At 70.7% G+C, this 6,620-nt stretch carries 6 protein-coding genes and 1 pseudogene; 1 reads left to right on the top strand and 6 read right to left on the bottom strand.

The window, feature by feature from the left end; translation table 11 throughout:
• The 6 genes from RMO85_RS12255 to RMO85_RS12230 all read right to left on the bottom strand — a co-directional run.
• Positions 1 to 867, bottom strand: an 867-nt coding sequence (locus RMO85_RS12255; protein WP_310529008.1) for a S8/S53 family peptidase, incomplete at its 3' end; no start/stop codon positions are given.
• Complete coding sequence (locus RMO85_RS12250; protein WP_310529007.1) at positions 864 to 2,279, bottom strand: type VII secretion protein EccB; 1,416 nt, start codon at positions 2,277 to 2,279, stop codon at positions 864 to 866. The genes RMO85_RS12250 and RMO85_RS12255, both read right to left, overlap by 4 nt.
• Positions 2,280 to 2,282: 3 nt before the next feature.
• Positions 2,283 to 3,665, bottom strand: a complete 1,383-nt coding sequence (gene eccD, locus RMO85_RS12245; protein WP_310529006.1) for a type VII secretion integral membrane protein EccD — start codon at positions 3,663 to 3,665, stop codon at positions 2,283 to 2,285.
• A 185-nt stretch (positions 3,666 to 3,850) separates the two neighbouring features.
• The gene (locus RMO85_RS12240; protein WP_310529005.1) at positions 3,851 to 4,141 is read right to left on the bottom strand and encodes a WXG100 family type VII secretion target; all 291 of its coding nucleotides are present in this window, start codon (positions 4,139 to 4,141) and stop codon (positions 3,851 to 3,853) included.
• Between the two features lie 36 nt (positions 4,142 to 4,177).
• Positions 4,178 to 4,486, bottom strand: a complete 309-nt coding sequence (locus RMO85_RS12235; RefSeq protein WP_310529004.1) for a WXG100 family type VII secretion target — start codon at positions 4,484 to 4,486, stop codon at positions 4,178 to 4,180.
• A gap of 174 nt (positions 4,487 to 4,660) precedes the next feature.
• Positions 4,661 to 6,019, bottom strand: a complete 1,359-nt coding sequence (locus tag RMO85_RS12230) for a hypothetical protein (RefSeq protein ID WP_310529003.1) — start codon at positions 6,017 to 6,019, stop codon at positions 4,661 to 4,663.
• A 145-nt stretch (positions 6,020 to 6,164) separates the two neighbouring features.
• Here RMO85_RS12230 and RMO85_RS12225 point away from each other — a divergent pair.
• Positions 6,165 to 6,620: pseudogene (locus tag RMO85_RS12225) on the top strand (type VII secretion protein EccC); the annotation flags it as partial.

Below are 6,620 nucleotides of genomic sequence, written 5' to 3'. Positions count from 1 at the left end.
GTCGGCCATCACCTGGTCGATCGCGCAGCGTTGGCCGTTGGCATTGACCGAGATCGCCCCGAGGGTGGGCGCCGCGACGTCCGTGTCCTGGTTGGGGACCACGGAGCCGATCGAGGCGCCGCCGGGCGGTGGGGCCGCACTCACCGCCAGCACGCCCGGGTAGTCGCCGGGGTAGACCTCGGCGTCGTTGTCGGCCGTGCCCTCGAAGCTCTCGGGCGCATCCGGGTCCGCATTGCCGGCGGAGGCGACCACGACCACGTCGAGCTTGAGCAGGTCCTTGACCGCCTGCCTGAGCGTGGGGTCGTCGGTCCCGACGGACAACGAGATGTTGACGACCTGGAACGGGTTGGTCCGGTGCAGCGCGATGGCCTGGCGGATCCCGTCGGCGATGCCCTGGGAGGTGACGGCCTTCTCTCCTTGCGACACGTCGGCGTCGGCGGTGTCGAAGACGCGGACGTCGATCACCTGGGCGCCCGGAGCCACCCCGTCGGTCCCGGAGATGAGGCTGCCGACGATGGTGCCGTGGCCGGAGAGCAGGACGCGCGACAGCCCGGCCAGCACCAGCGACGCGCCGCTCTGACTGATGCCCAGGCCGGGCTGGATGCCGCTGTCGAGGACTGCGACCTTCACGCCGCGGCCGTCGGTGACCGCCAGCGCCTGCGGCACGTGCATCCGCTCCAGCGGCGGGTTGGCTTTCGCCTTGCTGCCGGCCAGCACCTCGGTCTCCGGCAGCACCGTCTCCCCGCAGACGGCGTCTTCTGCGGCGTACGCCGACGGCAGCACGACCGACGCCGTGGTCCCCACGAGGGACAGCATCGATCCGGTTAGCCCGGCCAGCAGCAGACCTGCGGCGTTACGTCGCGTCATGACTCCCCGGCGGTGCTGTCCGCCGGTGCGTCCTCGGGCACCCGTCGTGCCGAGTTGACCGACAGCTCGACCTTGTCCTCGAAGAAGTCCATCCAGCTGCTCGGCACCACCGGGGCACGCGTGTCGCCGTAGCCGAGGTAGCCCGGCACCTCGGCGCCGATGAGCTCGTACTTGTAGCCCGCCGAGTCGATGACGTACGGGGTGCCGTCGGTCGCCGCGTCGTCGGCGCCCGACTGGACATAGGCCCCGCCCGCGGGTTGCACCTCGACGTCGTGGCGACCCTCGGCGAGTCCTTCGGCAGACGCATCGCCGGTCGGGTCGTCCGCGAGAGCGACCCGCCAGGCACCGCCGGAGTCGGGGTGCAGCACCGCACACAACTCCGGCGCCGGGTCGGCGGTGGGCAGCGTCTCGGGCCACTCGGCGGGGAACTCCGTGGACTGCAGGCCAGCCCGCAGGTCGCCGTCGAGAGGCTGCGCCCCCGGGCCGACCGCGTCGTAGATGGTGGCGGCAAATGGGCTGAGCTGCTGCGGCCCGTCGTCGGCCAGGAGATAGGCACTGCCGTTGGGCGTCGTGAGCAGGTCGCCGATGCGGTAGCGCGAGAGATCGGTCTCCACGCCGGAGGGGTAGTCGGCCGGCTGGCCGGACCCGGCGACCCCGAACGCCTCCAACGTCAGCGCCCGGCCCAGCGGGAAGAGGTTGAGCCAGTCAGCGCTGACCTCGGGCGCCTGCTCGGTCGCCCCGAAGCCCAGCCGGTCCGCGATCGTGCCTGCGTCGGTGGGGTCGGGCGGCAGCTCGAAGCGGTAGGCCCGGCCGTCCTGGCCGGCGACGTCCGGGGTGATCAACGACAAGACGCCGCGGCTGCTCACCAGGAAGGCGGAGCCGCTCAGCTCCTGGACGGCCGGCTGTCGGTCGACCGCGACCTGGATTCCGGCACCGGGCGCCGTACACGCCGTCCAACCGTCCTGGATCAGGCCATCGGGATCGGGCAGACCGGCCGGTGCGTCGTCGATGCCGAGGTCCTCACCGAGGGTGACCTCGCGGATGTACTTGTCACGCACCTGGAAGGGTGTGAGGTCCGACTGGCCGAGCAGCAGCTGGGCCGAGACGTAGTTGGGCACGCGCCGGATCACCGGGTCCTCGCCGCCCTCGAGCACGACGTACTGCTCACCGGTGTCCTTGCTGGTGACGAAGCTGCCGGCCTCGAGCCACTGCGCGTTGGGCCGACCGATCAGGAACCCGGCGACGGCAGCGCCGGCCAGCAGCAGCAGTGAGATGACCACGCCGCCGATCAGCACGCGCCCCGGGCGCACCGGCTCGACCTCGCGGCCGCCGGGGGCGCCGCTGATGAAGGCGGTGACGAGGCGGCGCTTGCTGAACGAGTGGGCCTCGACGAGGTCCTTCTTCGTTGCCACGTGTCAGCCCTTGATCGCTTGGAAGAAACCAGCGGCGACGACCATCAGCGGCAGCAGGGACAACAGTGTGGCGGTCTCGACCGCGTCACCGATCCTGCCGCGCCTCACCGACGGTGGGGCCGGGACCAGGGTCGACACGACGAGTACGGCGCCGACGACCGCGAGCGCGACCGCGGCGCCGGCACGCCACCCGTCGTGGATCAGCAACATCGACAGCGCGACCGAGAAGAGGCCGAGGATGCCGGACACCAGTCCGGCCTGGACCTCGGAGCCGGCGCGATACTGGCGCGTGCGGAACATGACGGCCAAGCAGCACACGGCGGCCAGGATGGTGCCGAACACGCCACGGCTGACGGCGAGCGGAGCCAGCAGGACGAGCAGGGTGCCGACCGTTGCCGAGACGGCGAGGAGGATCTCGTGCGCCACCCGGGCGTCCGCGCCCACCTGCACGAGGTCGATGTCGTCGGGGTCGGCCGTGATGTCGTGCAGGGAGTAGATCTGGTCGACCTTCGTCCCGGTGACGCCCAGCGCGAGCCACGGGAAGATGCTGCCGGCCAGCACCACCAGCGTCATCAGCACGGTGAACACGACGCTGGGATCGAACTCGGAGACCTGCATCAGCAACCCGCTGGCAGTGAGCATCGCGCCGACCACGATCGCCGGGATGACCAGCGAGCGCCCCTCGCGCAGGCCCACCACGGCGACGACGCCGACCAGCAGCATCGCGGACCCGGCAGCAGCGAGAGGGGCGCCGAAGAACGTCACTGGCAACGGCCACCCCCACGAGCCCAACTCCCCGGGAGCGAGCAGGAGTCCGGCGACACCGGCATAGAGCACGGCCAGCAACGCCATAGCGACCCCGGCCTCGGGCTCGTCCTGGCCACGCGCGAGGACGATCCCGCCGACGACCAGCAGAGCTGCAGCCGTGGCGGCTGCCAGGCCGCCCATGGTGCTCTCACCCTGCAGGAGCAGCCCGAGGGCGCCGAGACCGAGCAGCAGGCCGCCGGCACCCAGCGCCGTACGCCGTCCGGCGGAGGCCTCCCAGGGCTTGAGCTCGTGCTCGACCACGTCGGCCATCGCCTCGACGATGTCGTCGTAGACGCGCGGTGCCTCGTCGTCGATGCCCGCGGTGACGGTGAGGAGGCCGCCGTCCTCGATGCCCTGGATCAGCAGGCCGGCATCGCCTGCGAGCCGGCGTCCGTCCTGGGCGACCAGCCGATAGCCGCCGTACACGGTGCTGGCGTCGAGGATGCCGACGCTGCGCGCAAGCTCCGGCACGAGCTCGGCAACGGGCACCGCGCCCGGAAGGACGAGGTCGACACGTCGCGAGCCCGAGGCGACGGTCACCCGGACGAGTCCGGATCCGACGGGCGTCGTCTGGCTCATGGTCTAGGTCCCCCGTGTGCTTCGTGGTTCGGCCATCGCTGCTCCGTGCCTGCTCGAGTCGCCTGCGCGCCGATCGGGAAGCAGACTATATGGGCGACAGAGCGCCGGACGCAGGCTCGCACACGGCCAAGGCCGGCCGCCCCGAAGGGCGACCGGCCTGAAGTCCGAGCTGGTCGTGATGCCGATCAGAAGCGGGCGGCACCGCGAGAATCGGCGGCCTTGTACTCCTGGTTGGACGTGTCCACGTTGGCACTTGCCTGCTCGAGCAGGACGATCATGTCGGCGATTGCCTTGTCCCACGTGGCCTTCGCCTCGCGGTAGGCCTCCTTGGCGGCACCGGTCCAGTCGCTGGCGAGGGGCTTCAGCTCGTCCTCGAGGTTGTCGAGGCGGGCCTGGATGTCCTTGGCGGCGGCCATGACATCGGACGAGCCCTGGTCAAGCTTGCCGTGCTCTACGTTGATTCCGTCGAACGCCATCTCTGTCTCCTTCTAGGTCTGGGGTGGTCGCGGCGGTCAGCCGAGGCGGTTCTGCAGGTTGAGGTGGGCGTCGGACTGCGACTGGTCGGTCGAGACGTTGTCCTTCTCGGTCTCCTGCATGGAGGACGCCAGCTGGTCCATGGCCTTGAGGATCGTCTCCTGCTTGTCCTGCCAGGCGATCATCAGGTTTCCGAAGGAGGAAGCGCCCTGGCCGCCCCATCCGGACATCATGTCGCCGACGCGGTCGCTGAGCGTGTTGCACTTGCCCTTGACGTCTCCGCGTGCCGTGTTGACGAACTCGGCTCCCTTGGAGAGCGCCTTCTCTGTCTGGCTGAGGTTGCTCATCTCAATCCTTCCCCCTCCGCGGGTGCGTCCCGGCAGAGTTCACTTTGTGTGGTCGTGCTCTGAAGTGTTGATGCTCTTGATGGATCACGCCCGATGCTTCGAGCCGTCCACTCGGGGAGACGTCCCGGCCCCCCGCGCTGTCATCGATGTACCCGAGCGCTCGGGGGCTAAACCTCACGAAGTCATTTCCCACAGGGCGCGGAAGAGGCCGGATGCGACAACAGTCGATGCCAGGGCCAACGTGCCGGCGAGGCCCTCGGCCACCTCGGCCTTGCGCGACCACCACACCGAGCGCCAACCTCGGCCGGTTGCGACCCCTGCGGCCAGGCTGATGACGCCGAGCACCGTGACGACCACCAGGCCCCAGGTCGTCCACGTGGCCGGCAGGTCACCGATCTCAAAGGCGATCAACCACACCCAGCTCGCCAGTCCGGCCGCGCGCAGCAGTCGCCGCGCTGCCGCGTGGCGATACTGCCGGGCCGCCAGCACGATGGCCGCGCCGGCGAAGAGCGTCAGACACCTGGCACCGATCCGGTCGAGGTCGATGGTCGCGGTGCCCAGCAGCAACGGCGTCGCGATCAGGGTGATCAGCAAGATCGCGGCGCAGGAGGCAGTGACGGTGCGGGTCGCGCCGGCGACCAGTCGGCGCATCGCCGACTCAGGGATCACGAGGCGGCCACGACGGCCGCTCGACGTGTCGCGGGCCGACCACGCCGTCACGGCCAGCCGGTCGAGGTCGAGCAGAGCCTCGTCGGGTACGTCGATGGCGAGCGACGGCGCAAACCGCGCACCGAGCATCGCCAACACGATCAGGACGGCCCAGGAGACCCGGTCGCTCCACTCCATCAGCGGGCTGATCGCGCACACCGCGAAGACCAGGCAGCCGACGACGATCCACACCGTCAGGACCTGGTCGCGATCGGCAGCGATGGCCCGGGTGATGGCCGCGGTCAGCGCAGCCGCCAGTGCGCCGACGGCCACGACCGCGGCCAGGAGGTGGTCACCGGGCTCGAAGAAGGCGGCGAAGGCAGCGGCCGCCGCGAAGGCCGGCGCCCCGGCGGTGCGTTGCCGGGCGTGGCGCCCCCACGGGAGTGCGGCGGTGAGGGCGCACGCCATCAGGACCCCCACGGTGGCGGTCCGCAGCCAGTCATTGCCCGACAGTGCGGCGTACCACGCGGAGAGGCCGGCGACGCCCGCCGCGAGCGCCATCGCCACGCCTGCGACCTGAGGAGTCTCGGCGATGTGGTCGGACCGGGTGCCGTCGTCCTGACTGGGCCTGGCGCGGCGTACGCCGGTCGCGGCGATGAGCACGGCGCCGGACTCGACACCCATCTCGGCGAGCGCGCGGTCGGCGCGCAGGTGTTCGCCGAGCGGGGTCTGGAGCAACGGGATCGCGGTCATCCCGGCCTGGTCGGCGTAGGCGCGACCGACGTCGACGGGGGTGGCACCGATCGGCACCACGAGGTCGAGCACACCGACCGGACCGTGCACGCTGATCGCGATGGTCGCGGCAGAGCCGGAGGTGGGACTCACCTCGGAGACCACTCCGGACACTGCTCCCCCTCGCCTGTGCATCATCGACCTGCCAGAGAACGGGCGACGCTGTGCAGGGTAGTAGGTCGTCCGTGCCCCACCTATCATCATGGCGAAGGTCCGGGCACCGCTAGGGGGAACACGCGTGAGCACTGCACTGCGAGGCGGGCAGCGGCTCGACGAACCGGAGATGCCGCGCGGTCAGATCGTCCTCCAGCCCCCGCCGGAGCTCCAGGAGAACGAGGGCGCCAGCGGCGTGCTGATGAACGCGATCCCGATGCTCGGCAGCCTCGGCTCCATCGTCCTGGTCGCAACCATGGGGGGCGGCGGCAACCGCACACGCAGCTTCCTCGCCGCCGGCATGTTCCTCTTCGCCACGGTCGGCTTCATCGTCGTCCAGATCGACCGGCAGCGTAAGCAGCGTGCACAGCAGGTCACCGGCTCCCGGACCGAATACCTCCGTTACCTCGCCAACATCCGCAAGGTCGCGCGCACGGCCGCGGACCAGCAGCGACGCGCCCTGATGTGGCACCACCCGGAGCCGACCGCGCTGCCGTCGCTGGCCGAGGAACGCACCCGCCTGTGGGAGCACGGTCCGGGC

Origin of the sequence: Nocardioides sp. (genome assembly GCF_031422975.1) — a bacterium.
GTDB lineage: Bacteria > Actinomycetota > Actinomycetes > Propionibacteriales > Nocardioidaceae > Nocardioides.
This window is presented reverse-complemented; position numbering and strand designations above follow the sequence as displayed.